The 24,877-nt window shown below is 31.5% G+C and carries 22 protein-coding genes and 1 other RNA gene; 19 read left to right on the forward strand and 4 right to left on the reverse strand.

The genetic code is table 11. The annotated features are described in order from the left end of the window. Window positions 1-3 precede the first annotated feature (3 nt). Window positions 4-1,086 (reverse strand): chorismate synthase, encoded by a 1,083-nt coding sequence (gene aroC / locus ACTTBK_RS00245; RefSeq protein WP_440618080.1) that lies wholly within the window; start codon window positions 1,084-1,086, stop codon window positions 4-6. Window positions 1,087-1,119: 33 nt separating this feature from the next. On the opposite strand from aroC, the gene pdxH reads away from it, so the two are divergent. Beyond that, a complete protein-coding gene (gene pdxH / locus ACTTBK_RS00250) occupies window positions 1,120-1,746 on the forward strand; it encodes a pyridoxamine 5'-phosphate oxidase (RefSeq protein ID WP_440618081.1) in 627 nt (208 codons plus the stop codon). On the opposite strand, the gene ACTTBK_RS00255 is transcribed toward pdxH, so the two are convergent. Next, the gene (locus ACTTBK_RS00255) at window positions 1,743-2,756 is read right to left on the reverse strand and encodes a polyprenyl synthetase family protein (RefSeq protein ID WP_262590301.1); all 1,014 of its coding nucleotides are present in this window, start codon (window positions 2,754-2,756) and stop codon (window positions 1,743-1,745) included. The genes pdxH and ACTTBK_RS00255 overlap by 4 nt on opposite strands. 114 nt (window positions 2,757-2,870) lie before the next feature. Between ACTTBK_RS00255 and ACTTBK_RS00260 the strand changes: the two genes are divergently transcribed. From ACTTBK_RS00260 to ACTTBK_RS00280, 5 genes are read left to right on the forward strand one after another with little or no spacing between them, the layout of a single operon-like run. After that, window positions 2,871-3,674 carry a S49 family peptidase gene (locus tag ACTTBK_RS00260; RefSeq protein WP_440618082.1) on the forward strand — a complete coding sequence of 268 codons (804 nt, stop codon included), beginning with the start codon at window positions 2,871-2,873 and terminating at the stop codon, window positions 3,672-3,674. Then, the gene (locus tag ACTTBK_RS00265; RefSeq protein ID WP_440618083.1) at window positions 3,640-4,536 is read left to right on the forward strand and encodes a glycine--tRNA ligase subunit alpha; all 897 of its coding nucleotides are present in this window, start codon (window positions 3,640-3,642) and stop codon (window positions 4,534-4,536) included. The genes ACTTBK_RS00260 and ACTTBK_RS00265 overlap by 35 nt, the downstream gene beginning before the upstream one ends. Further along, entirely contained in the window at window positions 4,536-6,602 is a 2,067-nt protein-coding gene (gene glyS, locus ACTTBK_RS00270) for a glycine--tRNA ligase subunit beta (protein WP_440618084.1), read from the forward strand. Before ACTTBK_RS00265 ends, glyS begins: the two co-directional genes overlap by 1 nt. Further along, window positions 6,602-9,259, forward strand: coding sequence for a pyruvate, phosphate dikinase (gene ppdK, locus ACTTBK_RS00275; RefSeq protein ID WP_440618085.1), 2,658 nt, complete (start codon window positions 6,602-6,604; stop codon window positions 9,257-9,259). The genes glyS and ppdK overlap by 1 nt, the downstream gene beginning before the upstream one ends. 13 nt (window positions 9,260-9,272) lie before the next feature. After that, a complete protein-coding gene (locus ACTTBK_RS00280) occupies window positions 9,273-9,479 on the forward strand; it encodes a DUF1737 domain-containing protein (protein WP_075506272.1) in 207 nt (68 codons plus the stop codon). Here the strand turns inward: ACTTBK_RS00280 and ssrA are convergent. Then, window positions 9,480-9,778: a transfer-messenger RNA gene (gene ssrA, locus ACTTBK_RS00285) on the reverse strand. 4 nt (window positions 9,779-9,782) lie between these two features. Between ssrA and thyX the strand changes: the two genes are divergently transcribed. Next, entirely contained in the window at window positions 9,783-10,730 is a 948-nt protein-coding gene (thyX, locus tag ACTTBK_RS00290) for an FAD-dependent thymidylate synthase (protein WP_440618086.1), read from the forward strand. Here thyX and ACTTBK_RS00295 read toward each other — a convergent pair. After that, complete coding sequence (locus ACTTBK_RS00295) at window positions 10,711-11,535, reverse strand: Mrp/NBP35 family ATP-binding protein (protein ID WP_440618087.1); 825 nt, start codon at window positions 11,533-11,535, stop codon at window positions 10,711-10,713. The genes thyX and ACTTBK_RS00295 overlap by 20 nt on opposite strands. 51 nt (window positions 11,536-11,586) lie before the next feature. Here ACTTBK_RS00295 and hflK point away from each other — a divergent pair, with 51 nt between their 5' ends. The 12 genes from hflK (at window position 11,587) to ACTTBK_RS00355 (ending at window position 24,790) form a co-directional block, all read left to right on the forward strand. After that, window positions 11,587-12,693, forward strand: coding sequence for an FtsH protease activity modulator HflK (hflK, locus tag ACTTBK_RS00300; protein ID WP_440618088.1), 1,107 nt, complete (start codon window positions 11,587-11,589; stop codon window positions 12,691-12,693). Beyond that, complete coding sequence (hflC, locus tag ACTTBK_RS00305) at window positions 12,694-13,566, forward strand: protease modulator HflC (RefSeq protein ID WP_262590310.1); 873 nt, start codon at window positions 12,694-12,696, stop codon at window positions 13,564-13,566. Window positions 13,567-13,573: 7 nt separating this feature from the next. Further along, complete coding sequence (locus ACTTBK_RS00310; protein WP_075506268.1) at window positions 13,574-13,759, forward strand: DUF2065 domain-containing protein; 186 nt, start codon at window positions 13,574-13,576, stop codon at window positions 13,757-13,759. A 1-nt stretch (window position 13,760) separates the two neighbouring features. Next, window positions 13,761-15,176, forward strand: coding sequence for a Do family serine endopeptidase (locus tag ACTTBK_RS00315; protein ID WP_440618089.1), 1,416 nt, complete (start codon window positions 13,761-13,763; stop codon window positions 15,174-15,176). Window positions 15,177-15,178: 2 nt separating this feature from the next. After that, window positions 15,179-16,087, forward strand: a complete 909-nt coding sequence (miaA, locus tag ACTTBK_RS00320) for a tRNA (adenosine(37)-N6)-dimethylallyltransferase MiaA (protein ID WP_440618090.1) — start codon at window positions 15,179-15,181, stop codon at window positions 16,085-16,087. A 52-nt stretch (window positions 16,088-16,139) separates the two neighbouring features. Then, a complete protein-coding gene (locus ACTTBK_RS00325; RefSeq protein WP_440618091.1) occupies window positions 16,140-17,906 on the forward strand; it encodes an acetolactate synthase 3 large subunit in 1,767 nt (588 codons plus the stop codon). A gap of 5 nt (window positions 17,907-17,911) precedes the next feature. Beyond that, window positions 17,912-18,460, forward strand: coding sequence for an acetolactate synthase small subunit (gene ilvN, locus ACTTBK_RS00330; protein WP_440614023.1), 549 nt, complete (start codon window positions 17,912-17,914; stop codon window positions 18,458-18,460). A 17-nt stretch (window positions 18,461-18,477) separates the two neighbouring features. Further along, window positions 18,478-19,500 carry a ketol-acid reductoisomerase gene (gene ilvC, locus ACTTBK_RS00335; protein ID WP_075506263.1) on the forward strand — a complete coding sequence of 341 codons (1,023 nt, stop codon included), beginning with the start codon at window positions 18,478-18,480 and terminating at the stop codon, window positions 19,498-19,500. An 80-nt stretch (window positions 19,501-19,580) separates the two neighbouring features. Further along, the gene (locus ACTTBK_RS00340) at window positions 19,581-21,143 is read left to right on the forward strand and encodes an ABC transporter substrate-binding protein (RefSeq protein ID WP_440618092.1); all 1,563 of its coding nucleotides are present in this window, start codon (window positions 19,581-19,583) and stop codon (window positions 21,141-21,143) included. A 62-nt stretch (window positions 21,144-21,205) separates the two neighbouring features. Continuing rightward, a complete protein-coding gene (locus ACTTBK_RS00345) occupies window positions 21,206-22,189 on the forward strand; it encodes an ABC transporter permease (RefSeq protein WP_440618093.1) in 984 nt (327 codons plus the stop codon). Further along, entirely contained in the window at window positions 22,182-23,114 is a 933-nt protein-coding gene (locus ACTTBK_RS00350) for an ABC transporter permease (protein WP_440618094.1), read from the forward strand. Before ACTTBK_RS00345 ends, ACTTBK_RS00350 begins: the two co-directional genes overlap by 8 nt. After that, entirely contained in the window at window positions 23,111-24,790 is a 1,680-nt protein-coding gene (locus tag ACTTBK_RS00355) for a dipeptide ABC transporter ATP-binding protein (RefSeq protein ID WP_440618095.1), read from the forward strand. Before ACTTBK_RS00350 ends, ACTTBK_RS00355 begins: the two co-directional genes overlap by 4 nt. The last annotated feature ends 87 nt before the right edge of the window (window positions 24,791-24,877 follow it).

The following is a 24,877-nucleotide window of genomic DNA, read 5'->3' on the forward strand; positions in this document are numbered from 1 at the left end:
TATTTATCCGCACTGAGCCTGATTCATTAGGTAGTGGTCTAATAAAACACAATTCATCATAGCTTCTCCAACTGGAACAGCTCTTATTCCTACGCAAGGGTCATGTCTCCCTTTAACTGATATTGTGGTATTTTTTCCGAATTTATTAATAGTTTTTCTTGTAGTTAAAATTGAAGATGTAGGTTTAACTGCAAATGATGCTATTATTTCTTGCCCAGAAGAAATTCCGCCCAAAATCCCGCCTGCATTATTAGAGTTAAATTTTAATTTATTATTTTTTAATGATATTTCGTCAGAGTTTTGCTCGCCACTTAGTTGTGCAGAATTCATTCCAGCACCAACATTTACTCCTTTAACTGCATTAATGCTCATAAACGCTGATGCAATATCAGAATCTAATTTTGAATAAATAGGCGCACCAAGACCTGCAGGAATACCTCTTGCCCTAACCTCTATTACAGCACCACATGATGACCCTGATTTTCTTACACCAAGTAAATATTTTTCCCATAACTTAATCATAGACTTATCTGGACAAAAGAATGGATTTTTTGAAATAATTTTATCATTCCACTGTGACGTATCACATCCTAAGATTCCTAATTGAGTTACAGCACCTATAACTTTAAATTTTTTTCCTAATTTTTTTTGAAGTACTAGTTTAGCTATAGCACCAGCCGCAACTCTTGAAGCTGTCTCTCTAGCTGAAGATCTTCCTCCACCTCTGTAATCTCTAATTCCGTATTTTTTGAAATAGGTAAAGTCCGCATGCCCTGGTCTGAATTTATCTTTTATATTTCCATAATCTTTAGATCTCATGTCTTTATTATAAATAATTAAAGAAATTGGTGTGCCAGTAGTTTTTCCCTCAAATACACCTGAAAGTATTTGGACTTTATCGTCCTCTTTTCTTTGTGTGGTAAATTTTGATTGTCCAGGTTTTCTTTTATCTAATTCTAATTGAATATCTTTTTCATTTAGATTTATGTTTGGAGGACAACCGTCAACTATACAGCCAATAGCAGGGCCGTGAGATTCACCCCAAGTTGTGAAACGAAATAGCTTTCCAAAAGTGTTAAATGACATTATTTATATTATATAGATTATTTTGTTTAAATTATGAATGAAAAAAACCAACTTGGTATTAACAGCTGTTTTTTAAATTTAGATGACCCAATTAAGTTATTTGAAATATGGATGGAAAAAGCCAAACAGACTGAACCAAATGATCCAAATGCAGTTGCGCTAGCAACTTCAAGTAAAAATAATGTTCCATCAGTCAGAATGGTGCTCCTTAAGGATTTTAATAAAGATGGATTTGTTTTCTACACTAATTTAAATAGTCGAAAAGGTAATGAACTAAAGGAAAATCCTAACGCTTCAATGTGTTTTCACTGGAAAAGTCTTTTAAGACAAGTCAGAATTACTGGGACTGTATCATTAGTTTCTGATGATGTTGCAGATGAATATTATTCTTCCAGAGCATATGAAAGTAGAATTGGTGCATGGGCATCAAACCAGAGCCAAGAATTAAAATATAGAAACGAATTAATAAATTCAATTAAGGTATATATAAATAAATATTCTGATGAAACAAAAGTTCCTAGACCAAAACACTGGTCTGGGTGGAATTTAAATCCACAAAATATAGAGTTTTGGCTAGATGGAGAAAATAGAATTCATGAAAGATTACTCTATACAAAAAGCCAGAATGGATTATGGAATAAAGCTTTATTAAGTCCTTAAAAATTTCTTGCTAAACTGAAAGATGTAAGTTTTTTAAGAATTTCTTTTTCTTTAGTATCCCTGAACACACTTAAAGAATTCGATGCTAAATTAATATAGTGCTGAGCTTTTTGGTAGCACTCATTTATAATCTTATATTTATTAATCAAAGATATAATATTATTAAAATCCTCTTTTGTTCTCTCTTTTTTATTAAATACTTCTTTTAGCTTATTTTTTTCATTGTTTTCTAATTTTTGGTAAAGCAAGATTATTGGTAAAGTCACTTTTCCTTCAAAAAAATCTTTTCCTATTTTTTTTCCAAATAACTTTAATTCAGAATTATAATCTAATGTGTCATCTGCAATTTGAAAAGTTAACCCTAAATTCCTTCCATAAAATTCTAGCGCATCTTTTTCTTTATTTTCTACTTCAGCTAAAATTGCACCTACTTTTGTTGAAGCAGCAAATAGTTCTGCAGTTTTGGCAGAAATAATTTTTAGATATGTTTCTTCAAGCATATCAACTTCATTATTATGTTGTAGTTGTAATACTTCTCCCTGGGCAATTTTAGATGAAGTTGATGATAATAATTTTAATACCTCTAAGTTTCCATCTTCAACCATCATCTCAAAACATCTACTTAAGAGATAATCTCCAATTAAAACCGAGGAATGATTGCTCCAAATTTTATTTAAAGTTTCTTTACCTCTTCTAATCTCACCTTCATCGATAACATCATCATGCATCAAAGTTGCACTGTGAATAAGTTCTACACAAGCTGCTAAATTTACGTCTCTTGAACCTTTTGAGTAACCACATAACTTAGCACTTCCTAATGTTAATAAAGCCCTTAGTCTTTTGCCACCAGTCTCTATATGATAATTAGTCATTTTTTGAACTAATTGAACATCACTAGTTAATTTGGATTTTATTCTTTCTTCAGTCAAAGCTAGTTTTTCTTCAACAGAATCCTTCAATTGGAAATATGAATTATTTATCTGGTTTTTAAGCTGTACTACAGTTCCCATATTAATTTTAAATTAATATAAATAAGCTATATTTATTACTTATCATTTGACGCACCTATTTCTTCAATTATAAGTAGTCTTTATAATCAACTAAATATTCTGTAAGAGATAAATATGTTCTCCTTTTTAAAAAAGAAAAAAATTGTTTCACATATTAAATTAAATGGCGTCATTGGTAATGCTGGTAAATTTAAGCAAGGTATTGATTTTGCAGGACAGGAAGAAATTATTAAAAAAGCTTTTTCACTAAAAAAAGCTACTGCAGTAGCAATATCAATCAATTCTCCAGGAGGTTCACCTGTGCAGTCACATTTAATTTATAGTTTTATTCGTCAGCAAGCTAAAAAAAGTAATAAGAAAGTTATTTTTTTTGCGGAAGATGTTGCTGCATCTGGAGGATATCTTATCTCATGTGCTGGAGATGAAATTTATGCAAATTCAAGTTCAATTATTGGGTCTATAGGGGTTATATATTCATCATTTGGTTTTACTGAACTAATTAAGAAAATAGGTGTTGAGAGAAGGGTTCATACAGCCGGAAAGAACAAGAGCACACTAGATCCTTTTATGGAAGAAAAGGAAGAAGATATTCAAAGACTTAAAAATATTCAATTAGATTTACACCAAGATTTCATAAATGTTGTTGAAAAAAGTCGTGGAGCAAAATTAAATAAAACAGAAGTAGAATTATTTTCTGGTGAATTTTGGTCAGGTTCAAGAGCTAAGAAATTAGGATTAATAGATGGCATAGGAGATGCACATGAAATCTTAAAAGAAAAGTATGGTGAAGATGTTGTAATTAAAAAATTTGAAAAAACAAAAGGGTGGTTAAGTCAAAAACTTTCATCTTCAAATCATATTGACCAATTTGCAAATATTTTAGATGAAAGATCAATCTGGCAAAGATATGGTTTCTAAATCAAAAGAGAAAATTCTTACATTTCAAGATACAATTTTAAATCTTCAAAAGTTTTGGAGTAAAAAAGGATGTGTAGTTCTCCAACCTTATGACATGGAAGTAGGAGCAGGCACATTTCATCCAGCAACGACATTGAGGTCATTAGGGGCTAAACCTTGGAAGACAGCATATGTGCAGCCATCAAGAAGACCCACAGACGGAAGGTATGGAGATAATCCAAATAGACTTCAGCATTATTATCAATTTCAAGTTCTTATAAAACCTTCGCCTGAAAATATTAAAAAACTTTACCTCAATAGTTTATCATCTATAGGAATTGATCATTCGGATCATGACATTAGATTTGTAGAAGACGACTGGGAAAGTCCAACATTGGGTGCTGCTGGTCTTGGTTGGGAAGTATGGTGTGATGGCATGGAAATTACTCAATTTACTTATTTTCAACAGATGGCAGGATTTGAGTGCAAACCTGTTTCTGTAGAAATTACATATGGATTAGAAAGAATATGCATGTTTATTCAGCAGCAAAAAAATGTCTACGATCTGTTATGGAATGATGATGGTGTAAAATATAAAGAAGTATTTCATCAAGCTGAGAGAGAATTTTCGGCATATAATTTTGAACATGCAAATGTAGAGTCACTTTTTAAAATGTTTGATATGCACGAGTTGGAAGCAAAGTCATTAGTTGAAAAAAAAATTTCACTACCAGCTTATGATCAATGTTTAAAAGCAAGTCATGTATTTAATATATTAGATGCACGTGGAGCAATTAGCGTTGCTCAAAGAGCAGGATATATTGCAAGAATAAGAGATATTACAAAATCAGCTGCTAGTATTTGGTTAGATAGTCAAAAATAATGTCTGAATTTTTCTTAGAATTGTTTAGTGAGGAAATACCTTCAAATTTACAAAAGAACTTAAGAGAAAATTTACTAAAAAGTTTTAATGAATTTTTTTTAGAAAAATCAATTAAATTTAAAAAAAGTTCGTCTTACTCAACACCCAATAGGTTATTAATTTTGTTTGAGGGAGTTGAAAAGAAGATAGTTTTAAAATCTGAGGAAATAAAAGGTCCGAGTACAAAGTCTCCAGATGCTGCGTTGGAGGGATTTGCGAAATCAAATGGTGTTTCAAAAAAAGAATTGTTTATAAAAAAAACAGATAAAGGTGAGTTCTATTTTTATAAAACTAGATCAAAAAAATTAGATACTCATACATTATTAGAAGGAGCCATACCTCAAATACTGAATAAAATTCAATGGAAAAAGTCAATGAAATGGTCAAATTATGAACTATTATGGGGTAGGCCATTAAAATCTGTCTTATCTATCTTTGATAAAAAAAAACTAAATTTTAAATTTCAACATTTCATTTCATCTAATTCGACATTTATAGATCAAGAATTTGAAGAAAAGAAAAAACTATTTTCAGACTTTAAATCTTATAAAAATTTTTTTAAAAAAATGGATATACTTATCGATCACACTGAGAGAAAAGACTTAATAGAAAAAAAATTCGACATTATTTTAAAAAAAAGAAATATAAATATTGACAGCAATCCAAAGCTTCTTCAGGAAGTAGTCGATTTAACTGACCAACCAAACGTAATTGTTTGTGAATTTGATAAAAAATTTTTAAATATACCTAAAGAGATTTTAATATTAACCATGCAACACCACCAAAAGTATTTTCCTACTTTTGATAAAAAAGGAAATATTACAAATCAATTTTTGGTAGTAGCAAACAATAAAGATAAAAAAGGATTAATTAAATTAGGAAATGAAAGAGTAGTTGAAGCAAGATTAAGTGATGCAGAATTTTTCTGGCAGAAAGATAAAGCTCAAAACATGGTCAAAAAAATTTCTGATTTAAAATTAATGAATTATTTCAAAGGTCTTGGAAATTATTTTGATAAAGCTCAAAGAATGAGAAAGCTTGGTGCTATTATTTCTGATGAGTTATTAATTAGCAAAGAAAAAGTAGAATTATCAGCATCAATAAGCAAAGTAGACTTGTTATCTGAAATGGTTGGTGAATTTCCAGAACTTCAGGGAATTATGGGAGGTTATTTTGCAAATGCGCAAGGTTTTGATAAAGAAATATCATTTGCTGTTAGTGAGCAATATTTACCCGTTGGATCTGGGACAAAAATTCCAAAAAAACCTTATAGCATTGCTTTATCTTTAGCTGACAAGATTGATACTTTAGTTGGATTTTTTGGTGTAAACCAAAAACCAACAAGTTCCAAGGATCCTTTTGCCTTAAGAAGATTAGCATTAGGGATTGTTAGAATTATTATTGAAAATAAAAAAAATTTTAAAATTAGAGATTTAATAAATTATTCTTCAAGTTTGTATCAGGATCAAGGATTTAAATTTGAGAATAAATCTTTACAAAAAGAATTACAAGATTTTCTATTAGAGAGATTAAAATATTATATGAAGGAGGAAAATATTCGAAACGATATAATACAAGCTTCAATAAGCTCTTCTAACTTAGATCAATCTGTAATTATTTTTAATAAAGCAAAAAATTTAAATAAAATAATAAATAAACAAAACGGAATAGATATTATTTCAAGCTATAAAAGAGCATCAAATATTCTAGAAAGTGAATTAAAAAAAGAGAAAATTGAATTATCTAATACAACTGACCCTGGTATTTTTAAAACTGAACTTGAAAAAAATCTATTTAAAAAAATTAATGAATTGAGGAAATATTTTTCAAGTCTTAATAATGATGAAAATTTTGTTCAAACATTGGACAATTTAGCAAGTATTAAAAGAGAGGTATTTGATTTTTTTGATAATGTAATTGTAAATGAGGATGATCTGGTAATTAAGAAAAATAGGCTAGAACTAATTCAAATGATGTGTAAAACATTCGACAATTATGTTAATTTTTCTTTAATCGAGTCTAGCTAATGAAGAAACTCATATTAAACTTTAATTCGAAACAATCTAAAAGTATTAAAAATCCAAAAAATTTTTTAGGCGGTAAAGGTGCTAACCTTTCTGAAATGGGGAGGATGGGGTTACCAGTTCCTCCTGGTTTTACAATATCTACTAAAGTCTGTGAGATTTTTTATAAAGATAAGAAAAAATTAAATAACAATTTAATTTCTCAAATTAAAAAAGAATTAAAAATTATTGAAAAAGATGTTTCTAAAAAATTTGGAGACCTAAAAAATCCTTTGTTATTATCTGTCAGATCGGGTGCTAGAGTATCTATGCCAGGAATGATGGATACAATTCTCAATTTAGGTTTAAACGATAAAACAGTAAAGGCGTTAGCTTTGAAAACTTCTAATGGGCGATTTGCCAAAGACAGTTACAGAAGATTTATTCAAATGTATGGAAACGTTGTGATGGGTGTAGAGAGCTATCATTTTGAAGAATTAATTGAAAATTATAAATTAACAAAAGGTGTTTTGTTAGACACGGACTTAGATGAAAATGATTGGGACGGTTTAATTGAAGATTTTAAAAGAACAGTAAAAGAAAAAACGAAAAAAAAATTTCCTCAAGATGTATTTCAACAATTATTTGGAGCAATTAGTGCTGTATTTTTATCATGGGAAAGTAATAGAGCAAAAGTCTATAGAAAATTAAATCAAATACCAGCAGAATGGGGGACAGCAGTCAACGTTCAATCAATGGTTTTTGGTAATATGGGTGATGATTGTGCTACTGGAGTTGTATTTACAAGAAATCCATCAGATGGATCAAATGAAATATATGGTGAGTACTTAATTAATGCACAAGGTGAGGACGTTGTTGCTGGTACAAGAACACCTCAATATATAACTAAGAAGGCAAGAAAAAATGCTAAAGTTGAAGAACTGTCAATGGAAGAGTCTTTGCCAAAAGTTTTCAATGAATTAAAAAAAATTTTAAAAAAATTGGAAAAACATTACAAAGATATGCAAGATGTAGAATTTACGGTTGAGAACAATAAACTGTGGATGCTTCAAACTAGATCGGGAAAAAGAACTGCAAAATCTGCGGTAAAGATTGCAGTTGATATGGTTAAGGAAAAATTAATATCAAAAAAAGAAGCAGTATTAAGAATTGATCCAAATTCTTTAGATACACTTCTGCATCCTACACTTGATGAAAAGAGTACAATCAATGTAATAGCAAATGGTTTACCTGCTTCACCAGGTGCAGCAAGTGGGAAAGTGGTATTTACTTCAGAGGAAGCCGAAAGATTAACTTCGATGATGCAAGACACTATCTTAGTAAGAGTAGAAACGTCACCCGAAGATATACAAGGAATGCATGCTGCAAAAGGAATTTTGACGGCTAGAGGAGGAATGACTAGTCATGCTGCAGTAGTTGCAAGGGGAATGGGAAGACCATGCGTATCTGGTTCAAGTGAAATTGATATAAATTATGAGATGAAGACATTTAAAACATCTTCAATGGAAATTAAAGAAGGGGACGTCATTACTATAGATGGATCAACCGGTAGAATTATATCAGGAAGTGTGGCAACAGTTAAACCAGAGATATCTGGAGATTTTTCCAAGATAATGACTTGGGCAGATAGTTTTAGAAAATTAAATATTAGAACAAATTCTGAAACACCTAAGGATACTAAAACAGCAAAAGATTTTGGAGCTGAAGGAATTGGTCTTTGCAGAACAGAACACATGTTTTTTGATGAAGAAAGAATTTTATCTGTAAGAGAAATGATTTTATCAAAGACTAAAGAAGATAGATCAATTGCATTAAAAAAACTTTTACCTCATCAAAAAAAGGATTTTATAGAAATATTTAAAATTATGAGTGGATTGCCAGTTACAGTAAGATTGTTAGATCCACCTCTTCATGAGTTTTTGCCTCGAACAGATAAAGAGATTAATGAAGTTGCAAATATTGTTAATCTTCCAGTAAAAGAAGTAGAATCTAGAATTGATGAATTGCATGAACAAAATCCCATGTTGGGTCATAGGGGATGTAGACTTGGAATATCTTTTCCTGAAATATATGAAATGCAATGTAGAGCAATATTTGAAGCTCTAGCAGAGCTCAAAAAAGAAAAAATTAAATCTCCTTTTCCGGAAATTATGATCCCATTAGTATCTACTGAAGCAGAAATAAAAATTATGAAAGATTTAGTAATTAGAATTGCAAGTGAAGTTCAAAAAGAGCATAAATTAAAAATTGAGTTTATGGTAGGTACGATGATTGAGCTTCCAAGAGCAGCTATAAAAGCCAAAGATATTGCAAAACATGCTGAATTTTTTAGCTTTGGAACTAATGATTTAACTCAAACTACATTTGGAATAAGCAGAGATGATAGTGGAAAATTTTTAAATGATTATATAGATAATAAAATTTTTTCAATTGATCCGTTTATTTCGATAGATGATGGAGTTGGAGATTTAATCAAAATAGCTGTTGAAAACGGAAAAAGTCAAAATAAAAATATTAAACTTGGAATTTGTGGAGAACACGGTGGTGATCCTAACAGTATTTTATTTTGCTCAAAAGCTGGATTAAATTACGTTTCTTGTTCTCCGTACAGAGTTCCTGTAGCAAGATTGGCTGCTGCACAAGCCGAATTAAAAGATTAATAGAGAGAATTTTATGAAGGGATATAGATTTATTACAGATGATGACACATCAAAATTTTGTCACCGTGTTACTGAAGCATTGTCAAATGGTTGGACTTTATATGGAGAGCCAAAAATGACATTTGATAAAAAGAGAGGTGTTATGCGTTGCGGACAAGCAGTCATAAAAAATTCACCTAAAAAAAAATACTCAAAAAAAATTAATTTATCATCAATTTAAAGCAGGGGGCGTTCTGTTGCCAGGTGCCCCGGACCCCGTGCTTAATTAACTAAGTTAATTATGCAGCAAGTGCGTAACTTTCGTTAGCAATTATAATTTAGCCCGTTACGGTGGAACAATACCGAACGAAAGAATAACCTTTAGTCACCCGTCGATTCTATTTCACCCCCGTAAGTTGTAATGGTGGAGGTGGTGGGTACTGCCCCCACGTCCGCAATGGTTATTACGAAATTCGTTTATCGTCGTAGTTGGAAATCCAACATTAATAATATAAAAGTAATTACAACAGATTCAATAACAATCATGAAATTAACAAAAGAACAATTAGAAGAAATAAAAAACCAGCAATCCCAAAGCAATCAAACTAAAAGAGTTACTGCTCCGGAGCTTGAAAAAATACTCTATGAAGCGCTGCCGGCACTAGATCATGGATTTGTAAGAGTGGTTGATTATATGGGTGATGACACCTCTATAGTTCAGTCAGCAAGAGTATCTTACGGAAAAGGGACAAAGCAAGTTTCAACAGATAAAGGTTTAATAAAATACTTGATGAGACATTGGCACAGTACGCCATTTGAAATGTGTGAAATAAAATATCATATTAAACTTCCAATATTTATTGCAAGGCAGTGGATCAGACATAGAACTGCCAACGTAAATGAATATTCTGCAAGATATTCAATTCTAGATAAAGAATTTTATTTACCAACTAAAGAAAATTTAGCAGCGCAATCTACCAGCAACCGACAAGGAAGAGGAGATGTCCTTGAAGGAAAACAAGCAGAAGAAGTTTTAGAACTTTTGAAAAGTGATGCAGAGAGAACTTATGACAATTATGAAACAATGCTTAATGAAAGATATGATGGTTCAACAATTGATGAAAATAAAAAAGGATTGGCAAGAGAGCTTGCAAGAATGAACTTAACATTGAATACTTATACTCAGTGGTATTGGAAAACTGATTTATTAAATTTAATGAACTTTTTAAGGTTAAGAGCTGATAGTCACGCTCAGTATGAAATTAGAGTTTATGCAGACATAATGTTAGATACAGTTAAAAAATGGGTACCGATAACTTATGATGCATTTATGGATTACAGAGTAGGAGGAACAGAGGTTTCTGCTAAGGGAAAAGTTATAATTCAAAAACTTATTAAAGGTGAAAATGTAGATGTTGAAAACTCAGGTCTATCTAAAAGAGAATGGAATGAATTGATGGCTGCTTTTGATCTTAAAGATAAGTTGATTTAATCTTCTCAGCAAAATCTAGATATATTTTTGAAATTTGATGGTCTGGGTTTAATTCGACTATTGGTTTTCCTTGGTCACCAGAATTTCCAACATCAGGATTTATTGGTATTTCACCTAAAAAATCTTTTTGAAATTCTTCTGCTGTTTTTTTTACTCCGCCTTCTCCAAAAATTTTGTACCTCTTTCCATCATCTCCAACAAAAAAACTCATGTTATCAACTAAACCTAAAATTTTAACTCCAAGCTTATCAAACATTTTAATACCTCTTTTTACATCCAAAAGAGCAACTTCTTGTGGAGTTGATACTATGATTGCACCATCCATTTTAATTTCTTGTGAAAAAGTTAACTGAGTGTCACCTGTTCCTGGAGGCATATCAACAATTATAAAATCTAAATCTTTCCAATTAACCTTCTGAGTAAAAGTTTTAATTGCACTCGTCACCATTGGACCACGCCAAATCATCGGAGTTTGCTGATCTGCTAAAAATCCAATTGACATACATTGAATGTCATATTTTGTTATGGGATCTAATTTTTGACCGTCACTTTTTGGCTTTTCATTAATACCAAACATTTTTGGAATGGAAGGGCCATAAATATCAGCATCTAATAATCCAACTTTGCATCCAACTTTTTTTAAAGCTAGGGCAAGATTCGTTGCAAATGTAGATTTACCAACACCACCTTTTGCACTTGAGATTGCAATAGTAAACTTAGTTCCTAGAATTGGATTTTTTGTAAAAACTCTAGGCTCCACCTTCTTTTTCATTGCGTCACTTAGTTCTGTCTTTTTATCTGACATAAAACTATCCTTACTTGTTTTTTGCAATAAAGACACTATATACTTTGACATATGTCAGATGATTTCAAAGGCAGAGGCGGAAGTCCATGGGGAACACCTCCAGGAGGTGGTAGTGGAGGCAATGGTTCAGGAAGAGGACCAACACCACCAAACGTAGATGAAATCATAAGAGAGTTTCAAGATAAAATAAGAAAGTTTTTACCCGGCGGAAAATCCTCAGGTGGAAAGTCTATTGGATTAATTTTATTAGTCTTAGCCTTTGTATGGCTTGCAAGTGGGCTTTATAGGGTATTACCTGATGAACAAGGAGTTGTTCTTAGATTCGGAAAATTTGTTAAAACTACTCAACCTGGATTGAACTATCATATTCCTTTTCCAGTTGAGACTGTTCAAACTCCAAAAGTAACTAAAGTAAATAGAATCGATATCGGATTTAGGTCTGAAAGAGATAGTGGTTTTTCTACAGGTGGAGGAGTTGCAGATGTTCCTCAAGAAAGTTTAATGCTTACCGGTGATGAAAACATTGTAAATATCGATTTTTCGGTGTTTTGGGTTATCAAAGATGCTGGAAATTTTTTATTTAAAATTCAGGATCCTGTAGGAACTGTTAAAGCAGCTGCAGAGACTGCAATGAGAGAAGTAATTGCTAAAAGTGATATTCAACCTATTCTAACAGAAGGTAGATCAAGTATTGAGATCGAAACCCAAGAAATTATTCAAAGTATTTTAGATGATTATGAAAGTGGAGTACAAATTACACAAGTACAAACGCAAAAAGCTGATCCACCTGACCAAGTAATTGATGCATTTAGAGATGTTCAGGCTGCAAGAGCAGATATGGAAAGATCTAAAAACGAAGCTGAAGCTTATGCAAACGATGTGATCCCAAGAGCAAGAGGGGAAGCGCAGAAAATTTTACAAGCTGCAGAAGCTTATAAAAAAGAGGTTGTTGCTAAAGCTGAAGGTGAAGCCAGTAGATTTTTAGCAATTTACAATGAGTATGCTAAAGCAAAAGAAGTGACTCAAGAAAGAATGTTTTTAGAGACAATGGAGACTGTTTTAGCAGATATAAATAAAATTATCATAGACAAAGAATCTGGTTCAGGTGTGGTACCATATTTACCATTACCAGAGCTTAAAAAGAAAGAGACAAATTAAATGAAAGCTGGGAAAATAGTAGCTGGAATATTGGTTTTGATTGGTGTTGTAGCGTTCCTATCGGTAATTATAGTCAAAGAAGTTAATCAAGCGATAATTCTTCAATTTGGTGATCCAAAAAGAATTATAATGAAACCAGGCTTAAACTTTAAGATTCCATTTATTCAAAACGTTGTTTATTTAGATAAAAGGATTTTAAATTTAGATACCCCTCCAGAGGAAGTAATTGCATCTGACCAAAAAAGATTAATTGTTGATGCTTTTGCGAGATTTCAAATAGTTGATCCTTTGAAATTTTATATTTCTGTTGGAGACGAAAGGGTTGCAAGATCAAGATTATCTACGATTATAAACTCAAGAATTAGAAATGTTTTGGGTCAAGAAGAATTACAAACTTTGCTATCACAAGATAGATCAAAACAAATGTCTTTGATTAAAGATGGAGTTAATAATGAAGCGCAAAATTTTGGAATAAATATTGTAGATGTAAGAATAAAAAGAGCTGATCTTCCTACAGCAAATAGTGATGCAATTTACAGAAGAATGCAGACTGAGAGGGAAAGAGAAGCGAAGGAATTTAGAGCAAAAGGTGCTGAGATGGCAGTAACAATTACTTCGACTGCTGACAAAGAAGTAACTGTGATATTAGCTGATGCTCAAAAACAATCAGAAATCATGAAGGGAGAAGGTGACGGTGAAAGAAATAAAATCTTTGCAGATGCTTTCGGACAAGATCCTGAATTCTTTTCTTTCTACAGATCAATGCAATCTTATAGTAAAGCGTTTACTGCAGGTGAAACCTCAATGATCTTGTCTCCAGATAGTGAATTTTTTAAATTTTTTGGAAATACAACTCCCGATATTAAACAATAATTTTTAGATGAATGAGCTAGTCATAGCTTTTGGTCTTTTTTTATTTATAGAGGGAATTTTATATGCCTTATTTCCAGCAAAAATGAAAAGTATGCTTAAAAAACTTGAACTTGTTAAAGATAGTCAATTAAGATCAGGTGGACTTATTTTTGCAGTTATAGGTTTTGTGATTATTTATTTTATTAAAAGTTAATATGAAAAAATTAAAATTTATTATTTTAACAATTATATTTTCTTTAAGTTTTTCATTACAATCAAACTCTAGGCCCGTTCCAGCATCATTTGCAGATCTTGCAGAAAAATTGATGCCTTCTGTGGTAAATATTTCTACATCAACTACTGTAGTTACAAATAATAACTCTTTTCCATTTCAATTCCCTCCAGGTTCTCCATTTGAAGACATGTTTAAAGAGTTTGGAACTCCCCAGGAGAGAAAATCAGCAGCTTTGGGTTCTGGATTTATTATTGATGAGAAGGGAGTAGTGGTTACAAATAATCACGTAATTCAAGATGCTGATGATATTATTGTTAGAGTAAACGGAGACCAAGAATATAAAGCAAAAGTACTTGGCGCTGATCCTTTAATGGATATTGCGGTATTACAACTAGATACAGAAGATAAATTTAAACCAGTTGGCTTTGGAGACTCAGATAAAGCTAGAATTGGTGATTGGGTTTTAGCAATTGGAAATCCATTTGGTCTTGGAGGAACAGTAACTGCTGGAATTATTTCAGCAAGGAATAGATCAATTGGATTATCAAGATATGAAGATTTTATTCAAACAGATGCATCAATAAATTCAGGAAATTCTGGTGGACCTTTATTTGATATGGAAGGAAATGTAATTGGAATCAATACAGCTATTTTAGGAAGAAATGGTTCTATTGGTATAGGATTTTCAATTCCATCAAACAGCGCCCAACAAGTAATTAAACAACTAATTGAGTTTGGTGAAACAAAAAGAGGTTGGTTAGGTGTAAGAATTCAAGATGTAACAAAAGAAATTGCTGAAGTTGAAGAATTAGACAAGCAAAGAGGTGCTTTAGTTGCAAGTGTTGCTGAAAATAGTCCTTCTGAAAAAGCAGGAATTCAGGCTGGAGATATTATTTTGGAGTTTAATGGAGTTGAGATTAAACAAATGAAAGAGTTGCCTGCAATTGTTGCAAGAACAGAAGTTGGAAAAAATGTAGATGTAAAAATTTGGAGAAATAAACAAGAAATAACTAAAAAAGTTTTGTTGGGAAGATTAGAAACCTCTGATGACTTCAAAGTAAGTGAAAATCCAAAACAAGATGAAAATAATTTAGATGAAATTGTAGAGAGTTTAAGAATATCAGTAAGACCTTTAACTAAAGAGGATATAAAAAACCGTAAATTACCAAACCAAACTACAGGATTAGTAATTACCAATATGGCTAATAACAGTCCTTTAGTAAACTCAATCGAGATCAATAGCATTATTATTGAAGCTCAGAAGAAAAAAATTAAATCAGCAGATGATTTAAGAGATATCACTCAGAAAGCAATAAACTCAAATCAAAAAACTATTTTAATTGCAATTTATAACAATCAAAATCAACGAAGATATATTGGCGTTAAATTAGATTAGTAATGGATTTGAAATCCAAGATAATTTTAATTTCAGGACCTACAGCATCTGGAAAATCAAGTTTTGCAATTAAACTTGCAAAAAAAATTAATGGAGAAATTATTAATGCAGATAGTATGCAAGTTTATAAGCAACTTAAAATTTTGTCAGCAAGACCTAGCCCAAAAAATTATCAGTCAATAAAACATCATTTATATGGTTTCCAAGATGCAAAGAAAAGTTTTTCAACCGGTGATTGGCTTAAAATTGCAAATAAAAAAATAATTGAAGTTAAAAATAGAAAAAAAGTTCCAATTCTTGTAGGAGGAACTGGGCTTTACTTCAAAGCATTAACTGATGGTTTAGTTCAAATTCCGAACATTCCAGTAAGGTTTAGAAATAAAATTAGAAATCTAAATAAAAAAATTGGCCAAAATAAATTTTACAAGCAATTATTAAAACTGGATCCTCTTTCAAAAAATAAAATTAATTTAAAGGATACCCAAAGATCAATAAGAGCTTTTGAAGTTAAAAAGTTTACAAAGAAATCTCTTCATGAATGGTTTAAAAATACTAAATCAAACTATTTAGAAGAAGATTTTTTAAAAATTTATATTGATTATCCACGTGATGAGTTGGTTGAAAGAATTCATCAAAGAACCGGAAAAATGATTAACATGGGTGCCGTGAATGAGGTTAAAAGATTTTTAAAACTAAAAATTAATGAACAAATGACTTCATGTAAAGCAATTGGAATAAATGAAATTCATGAATATTTAGCAAAAGAAAAAAAAATTGATGAAATCAAAGAAAAAATATCAATAAAAACTAGACAATACGCTAAAAGACAAAGCACATGGGCTCGAGGAAACATGAGTGATTGGGTTAAGCTTAAGCCATCTGAGATTAATAAATTTTTAAAAAAAATTTAATTTTTCCATACTTAACCTTGACCAATCAGCACAACTTCAGCTAGATTGCGAAATGCCAAAATTATTAACCGGAGCTGAAATCGTATTTAAGTGTCTTGAAGACCAAAAGGTAAATCATATCTTTGGTTATCCTGGTGGTGCTGTACTGCCAATATATGATGAGTTAAAAAATCATCCATCTATTAAACATATTCTTGTAAGACACGAGCAAGGAGCAGGTCATGCAGCTGAAGGTTATGCAAGATCATCTGGAAAACCTGGTGTTGTTTTAGTTACTTCAGGCCCTGGTGCCACTAACGTCGTTACAGCTTTAACTGATGCATACATGGACTCAGTTCCAATGGTTTGTATTTCGGGTCAAGTTCCAACACACCTTATTGGTACGGATGCATTTCAAGAATGTGACACAACAGGAATTACAAGACCATGCACAAAGCATAACTGGTTAGTAAAAGATATCAACGATCTTTCAGATGTTATGCATGAAGCATTTAAAGTTGCAACAACTGGAAGACCAGGTCCTGTATTAATTGATATTCCAAAAGATATTCAATTTGCAAAAGCAAAATATAAAAAACCAAAAAAAGAAAAAAGTTTAAATGGCAAATCTCACAATAAGTTTTCAACTGATGAAATTGACCAATTAATTAATTTAATTAGTAAAGCAAAGAAGCCAATAATTTATAGTGGCGGAGGCGTAATTAATTCAGGACCAAAAGCAAGTGAAGCTCTTAGAAAATTTGTTGAGCTAACAGGATTTCCAATTACTTCAACTTTGCAAGGTCTAGGTGCTTATCCTGGAGACGATAATCAGTTTTTAGGCATGCTAGGAATGCACGGAACGTATGAAGCAAACAATGCAATGCATGACTGTGATTTATTAATAAACATTGGCGCAAGATTTGATGACCGTATTACTGGAAAAATTGATGAGTTCTCTCCTAATTCAAAAAAAGTTCATATTGATATTGATCCATCATCAATTAATAAAATTATTAAAGTAGATCTTGCAATCGTAGGTGATGTAACGAAAGTAATTGATAAAGTAAACAAAACAATTGTTAAAAAGAAAAATGGTAATGGTAAATCAAATAAACCAAATATTGCAAAATGGTGGGAACAAATTCAAAAATGGAGAAGTAAAGACTCTTTAAATTTTATTAACAGTGAAGATAGCATAAAACCTCAGCATGCTGTTCAAAGACTTTATGAGTTAACAAAAAATAAAGATACTTATGTAACAACAGAAGTAGGTCAGCATCAAATGTGGGCTGCTCAACATTATAAATTTAACAAACCCAATAGATGGATGACTTCAGGTGGATTAGGAACTATGGGTTATGGATTACCAGCAGCTGTTGGAGTTCAAGTAGCTCATCCAGAAAAATTAGTTATTGATATTGCTGGAGAAGCCTCAGTTTTAATGACAATGCAAGAAATGTCTACAGCTGTTCAATACAATTTACCTATAAAGATATTTATTTTAAATAATCAGTACATGGGAATGGTAAGACAATGGCAAGAGTTACTTCATGAAAAAAATTATTCTGAGAGTTATTCAGAAGCACTACCAGATTTTATGAAAATGGCCGATGCTTACGGTTGTAAAGGAATTAAAGCTGATGATCCATCAGAGCTTGATGAAAAAATTCAAGAAATGGTTGACCATAATGGTCCTGTTATTTTTGATTGTCATGTGGATCCAAATGAAAACTGTTTCCCAATGATACCTTCAGGTAAACCTCATAATCAAATGATCTTAGGACCAAACGATCAAAAAGAGAATAAAATAAAAGGAAAAGGCAAAGCCTTAGTTTAATCAAAATGCCAAAATCAAAGTCAGCTTATAGCTCTCCATCTATAAAACAAAAATCAGATACTTATATTTTTGTTGTTTGGGTAGATAACGAGGCGGGTGTTCTTGCAAGAGTGGTTGGTTTGTTTTCTGGAAGAGGTTATAATATTGAATCTTTGGCGGTAGCAGAAATTGATGCTATCAAAAACATATCTAGAATAACAATTGTAACAACTGGAACACCACAGGTAATTGAACAGATTAGACTTCAATTAACCAAATTGGTTCCTGTCCACAAAGTTGCTGAATTTAAAAGAGACGATAAAGACGTGATTTTTAAAGAGATGGCTCTATTTAAAATTGTAGGTAAAAAAAATAAAATTGAAAAATGTTTAAATGCTTGTAAAAAATTTAACCCAGTAGTATTGGATGAAACAAAATCATCTGCTGTTATTCAAATAACAGCACTTAGAAGAGAGATTGATAAAATGAACAAAAAATTAAAACCCTTGGGACTTATAAGCACTTCAAGAACAGGGGCTGTTGCAATGACAAGAGGTGCAAAAATTTTTAACTAATTAATAGGAGATAAATTATGAAAATGTTTTATGAAAAAGATGCAGATGTAGATTTAATTAAAAATAAAAAAATTGCTATTTTTGGTTATGGAAGCCAAGGCCACGCTCACGCACTTAACCTAAAGGATAGTGGAGTTAAAGAGATTGTTGTTGCGTTAAGAGAGGGATCATCAAGTGTTGCTAAAGCTGAATCAAAAGGTTTAAAAGTGATGAACTTATCTGATGCAGCTGCTTGGGCAGATGTTGTTATGATATTAACTCCAGATGAATTACAAGCTGAAATTTATAAAAACCATATTGAACAAAGAGTAAGAGAAGGAACAAGTATTGCTTTTGCTCATGGTTTAAATGTTCACTATGATTTAATTAAAGCAAGAAAAGATTTAGATGTATTTATGGTTGCTCCAAAAGGACCTGGTCACTTGGTAAGAAGCGAATATGAAAAAGGTGGTGGAGTTCCATGTTTGTTTGCAGTTCATCAGGATGGGTCTGGTAAAGCAAGAGATTTAGCTCTTTCCTATGCATCGGCAGTAGGCGGAGGAAGATCAGGTATTATCGAAACTACTTTCAAAGACGAAGTTGAAACAGATTTATTTGGTGAACAAACTGTTTTATGTGGTGGTTTAGTTGAACTAATTAAAAATGGATATGAAACTTTAGTTGAAGCTGGGTATGAACCAGAGATGGCATATTTCGAAACAGTTCATGAAGTTAAATTAATTGTTGATTTGATTTATGAAGGCGGAATTGCAAATATGAATTATTCAATTTCAAATACTGCTGAATATGGTGAGTATCAATCCGGTCCAAGAATTATCAATAAGGAAGAAACAAAGAAAAGAATGAAAGAAGTTTTAGCAGATATTCAGTCAGGTAAATTTACCAAAGAGTGGATGGATGAGTGCAAAACTGGTCAAAAAAACTTTTTAGCAACTAGAGCGAAATTGGCTGAACATTCTGTAGAAAAAGTTGGGGCAGAGCTAAGAGCCATGATGCCTTGGATAAGTAAGAAAAAATTAGTCGATAGCGATAAAAGTTAATTATTAATAGAATTTTATATCTGTAATAATCTTTTTTTTTCACTTATAATTTTTTTATAAATTTAAAAAAGAGGTTAATTATGAAGACTAAAAATTTAGTAAGAATATTACTATCATTACTTATAGTATTTGGATTTTCTTCAGCATGGGCAAAAACCATCAAATGGTCAATGCAAGGAGACAGTCTTACACTAGATCCACACGCACAAAACGAAGGTCCAACTACTCAAGTATCTAGACAAGTTTATGAAGCTCTTGTTCAAAGAGCAGTAGATATGAAAATTGAACCAGCGTTAGCAAGAAAATGGACAGCTACAGATCCTAATACTTGGATATTTAATTTAAGAGAGGATGTAAAATTTTCTGATGGTTCTAAAATGACATCAGCTGATGTTGTATTTAGTATATTAAGAGCTAAACAAAGAACATCTGATTTCAAAGAATATATTAGTACTATATCTGATGTGACAGCAGTTGGTGAATATGCTGTTAAAATCACAACAAGTAAACCAAACCCTATACTTTTAAATCAATTATCAAACATATTTATAATGTCTAGAGCTTGGTCTGAGAAAAATTTTGCAATGTCTCCACAAAATTGGGATGCAGGACAAGAAACTTTTTCAGCAACTAACGCCTTAGGAACGGGTCCATTTAAAATTACTTTGAGAGAACCGAACACAAAAACAGTGTTTAAAAGAAATAAGCATTGGTGGGGTGATATGGAAGATGATGGCATAAAGCAAATTGAGTTACTTCCAATTAAAAATGCTGCAACAAGAGTAGCTGCCTTATTGTCTGGCGAGATTGATTTAGTGACTGATGCGCCTGTTCAAGATTTAAAAAGAATTGGTTCTTCTTCAGGACATCAAGTTGTAAGTACACCGCAGATGAGAACGATCTTTTTAGGAATGGATCAAGCAGCAGATAAATTAAGAACTGGAAATACTGGTGATAATCCTTTCAAGAAAAAAGAAGTCAGACAAGCACTTTATCAAGCAATTGACATTGAGGCTATCAAGAAAAAAGTAATGAGAGGTCTAAGTGAGCCAGCTGGAATAATTACATTCCCAGGTGTAAATGGTTATACAACAGAACTTGATAAAAGATTACCTTATGATGTTGATGCAGCAAAAAAACTTTTAGCTAGCGCAGGTTATCCTAATGGGTTTGATGTTGAACTAAGATGTCCTAACGATAGATATGTAAATGATGAAGCAATTTGTACAGCTGTTGTTGGTATGTTGGGTAAAATTGGAGTTAACGTTAACTTGTTTGCTCAAACAAAAAGTAAACACTTCAAAGAGCTAAAAGATGACCAAGGTGATTTTTATATGCTTGGATGGGGTGTGCCAACTTTAGATAGTCATTATGTATTTCATTATTTATATGAAACAGGTGCTAGTTGGAATAAAGTTAATTTCAGTAACCCTGATGTAGATGCTGCAATTAGAGTTATGGAAGGTGAAGTTGATTTAGATAAAAGAAATGCTGCAATTGCAAAAGCTTGGAGAATTGTAAAAGATGATATCGCATATCTACCTTTACACCACCAAGTAATTTCTTGGGCATCTAAAAGTAACGTTAACGTTCCTATCAGACCTAATAACGAACCGTTATTTAGAGCTGCTAGCGTAAATTAAATTAAAACTATTATAAGCCCCTTAAATTTATAAGGGGCTTATAAATTTAAACTCCTCAAAAATTGATAAAGTATTTTTTTAAAAGATTATTTCAATCAGCTTTGGTAATGCTAGTTGTTGCCTTTGTTTCTTTCTCTTTATTTAATTTTGTTGGAGACCCAATAAACAACATGGTAGGAGAAGAAACTTCAGATGAAGAAAGAGCTGAATTAAGAGAAACATTGGGTTTAATGGATCCAATTCATGTTCAATTTTCAAGATTTGTAATTAATGCGTCTAAAGGAGAGTTTGGTATCTCATATCAATTAAGAAGACCTGTGTCTGAACTGATTGTTGAGAGATTGCCAGCTACTATTGAGCTTGTTGTAATTTCTGCTTTGATAGCATTAGTGACAGGAACTTTTTTAGGAGTTTATACGGGAATAAATAGAAAGGGTTTTTTAAGCGACTTTGTTTTAGCAATTTCATTGCTTGGAGTGTCACTGCCCACATTTGTAATTGGGATACTATTTATTTACTTATTTGCAGTAATTCTAGGAGTGCTCCCCTCGTTTGGTAGGGGAGAAGTTATTGATATAGGATTTTGGACAACTGGTTTTTTAACAGTTTCAGGTCTTAAAGCGATAATTCTTCCATCAGTTACATTAAGTCTTTTTCAAATGACATATATCATCAGGCTAGTAAGAGCTGAAATGATGGAAATCTTACAAACTGATTATATAAAATTTGCTCGAGCACGTGGAATTAGTGAAGATAGTATTAAATATAAACATGCGTTAAAAAATGGTTTGATACCTGTAATAACAATTGCTGGAATTAATATTGGAACTTTAATTGCTTTTTCAATTATTACTGAAACTGTTTTTCAATGGCCTGGAATGGGTTTCTTGTTTATTCAAGCTGTTCAGTTTGTAGATATACCAATTATGTCAGCTTATTTAGTTTTCATCGCATTTGTTTTTGTGATGATAAATTTTATAGTTGATATCCTATATTATTTTATTGATCCAAGAATTAGAGTTAAAGGAGATACCGCAAGTGGATGATAATTTAAATTTAACAAGATGGGAAAGAATCAAGGATAGTGACATCTATCATAGCTTCATAAAATCTCCGACAGCAATTATATCTTCAGCAATTTTATTTATTATTTTTTTCTGTTCTTTTTTTATTGAATTTTTAACACCTTACACTCCTTTTGATCCATCATCTTTATCTTTGATGGATGCATTTACACCACCATCTTGGACAGAAGATGGTTTAGCACAATTTATTCTAGGAACAGATGGTCAAGGAAGAGATATGTTATCAACCATTTTATATGGATGTAGAATATCTCTTATTGTAGGTTTTGCTGCAATTATATTTAGTCTAATTCTTGGTGTTGGTTTAGGATTAACAGCTGGATATTTTGGTGGAAAATATGAAATGGTAGTAATGAGACTTACAGATGTTCAGTTGACTGTACCAAGTATATTGATGGCACTATTGGTTGATGGAATAGCAAGAGGATTAATTTCAAGAGAAATGCATGATGAAATGGCGATCTATGTTTTAATTTTTGCTATTGGAATTTCCGAATGGCCACAGTTTGCAAGAGTATCTAGAGCAGCAACTTTGGTAGAAAAAAATAAAGACTATGTTTCTGCCTCAACGATAATTGGTGTTTCAAATATAGTAATTATGTTTAAACATATTTTACCAAATATTATGAGACCAGTTTTGGTCATCGGTACAATTGGTCTAGCTCTTGCTATCTTGGCAGAATCGACTTTAAGTTTTTTGGGTGTTGGGGTTCCACCAACAACTCCTTCTTTAGGTACATTAATAAGATTAGGAAATGATTTTTTATTTTCAGGAGAATGGTGGATTACATTTTTTCCAGCAATTTTTTTGGTGATTTTAGCTTTTTCCATTAATTTATTAGGAGATTGGATGAGAGACACTTTAAATCCAAAATTAAAAAAATGAGTTTTTTAAAAATAAATAATTTAAGTGTTGATTATAAAATGCGTAAAGAGACTGTTTACGCAGCCAAAAACGTTAATATTGAGGTAAATAAGGGCGAAATTTTAGGATTGGTTGGAGAGTCTGGCTCTGGAAAAAGCACTGTTGGAAATGCTATAATTAATTTAATTGATGAGCCAGGAAAGGTTTCAAGTGGCTCAGTAATTTTGGGAGACTTAAATATTCATGAAAACTCAGAGAGTATAATTAAATATCGAGGTAATAAAATTGGATTAATATTTCAAGACCCACAAACATCTTTAAATCCAATATTAACAGTTGGTGAACAATTAATTGAAACTATACAAACTCATCTAAATTTAAGCAAAGGGGAAGCAAAAAATAAATCCATTAATTTATTAAAAGAAGTTGGAATTAAGGATGCTGAAAAAAGATTTAATAACTATCCTCATCAGTTTTCGGGAGGAATGAGACAAAGAGTGGTTATTTCTTTAGCCTTATGCTGTGAACCAGAATTATTAATAGCTGATGAGCCCACTACTGCTTTAGACGTTTCTATTCAATCACAGATTTTAGATTTAATTAAAAAACTCACAAAAGAAAGAAACTTGGCTGTGATTTTAATCACTCATGATATGGGTGTTATTGCTGAAACTGCCAATCGTGTAGCTGTGATGAAAAGTGGAAATTTAGTTGAAATTGGTGAAACAAAAAAAATATTAACAACTCCTAAACAAAGTTATACCAAAAGTCTTGTAAGCTCGGTTCCACCTACTAACAAGAAAATTTCAAGATTTGTAATAGTAGAAAAAAACAAAAAAAATAAAGAAAATAATATCAAAATTTTGAATAGATGGACTAGAAAAGAAATTACCAACCAAGATTTAGTTCAAATTAAAAATCTTAATAAAAGTTTTGATGACAATTTTTTTACAGAAAATTCTAAAAATTCTGTTTTGGCTGTAAATAATGTTTCGTTTGAAATAAAAGAAGGTGAGTCATTTGGATTGGTAGGTGAAAGTGGTAGTGGAAAATCAACTATTGCAAAAATGATTGTAAATTTGTTTAAACCTTCATCAGGTGATATATTTTTTGATAACACCTGTATCACAAAGATAAAAAACAGGTCAGAACTAATGAAATTTAGAAAACAAATACAAATGATTTTTCAAGATCCTTATTCATCACTAAATGGTAGATTGAAAGTAAAAGATATTGTTGCTGAGCCTATTACACTTCACAATCCTTCGATATCTAATTCTGATCTAAATAATTATGTCTATGATTTATTAGACTCTGTTGAAATGTCTCAAAAATCAGCAGATAGATATCCACATGAATTTTCTGGTGGTCAAAGACAAAGAATTTCGATTGCAAGAGCTTTAGCAACTCAGCCAAGGCTCTTAGTTTGTGATGAACCCACATCTGCACTAGACGTTAGTATTCAAGCACAAATATTAAATTTGTTAAAAGATCTTCAAGAGCAATTAAATTTAACTATTTTATTTATTAGCCATGACTTACCGGTTGTAAGACAAATGTGTGATAGAATTGGAGTTCTAAAAGATGGCAAGTTATGTGAAGTTTCAAATACTGAGGATTTATTTTTGAACCCTAGCCATGAATACACAAAGGAACTTTTGCACTTGATGCCTAAAATTGAGTCTATTTATAATTAATATTTGTATCACCTAAAATGGACTAAAAAATTTAGCTATTTATACTAATTATTTTGCAATCTCTCTTATAGATTGTATTATAGATTT

It is taken from the genome of Candidatus Pelagibacter sp. HIMB1493 (assembly GCF_052047995.1).
GTDB lineage: Bacteria > Pseudomonadota > Alphaproteobacteria > Pelagibacterales > Pelagibacteraceae > Pelagibacter.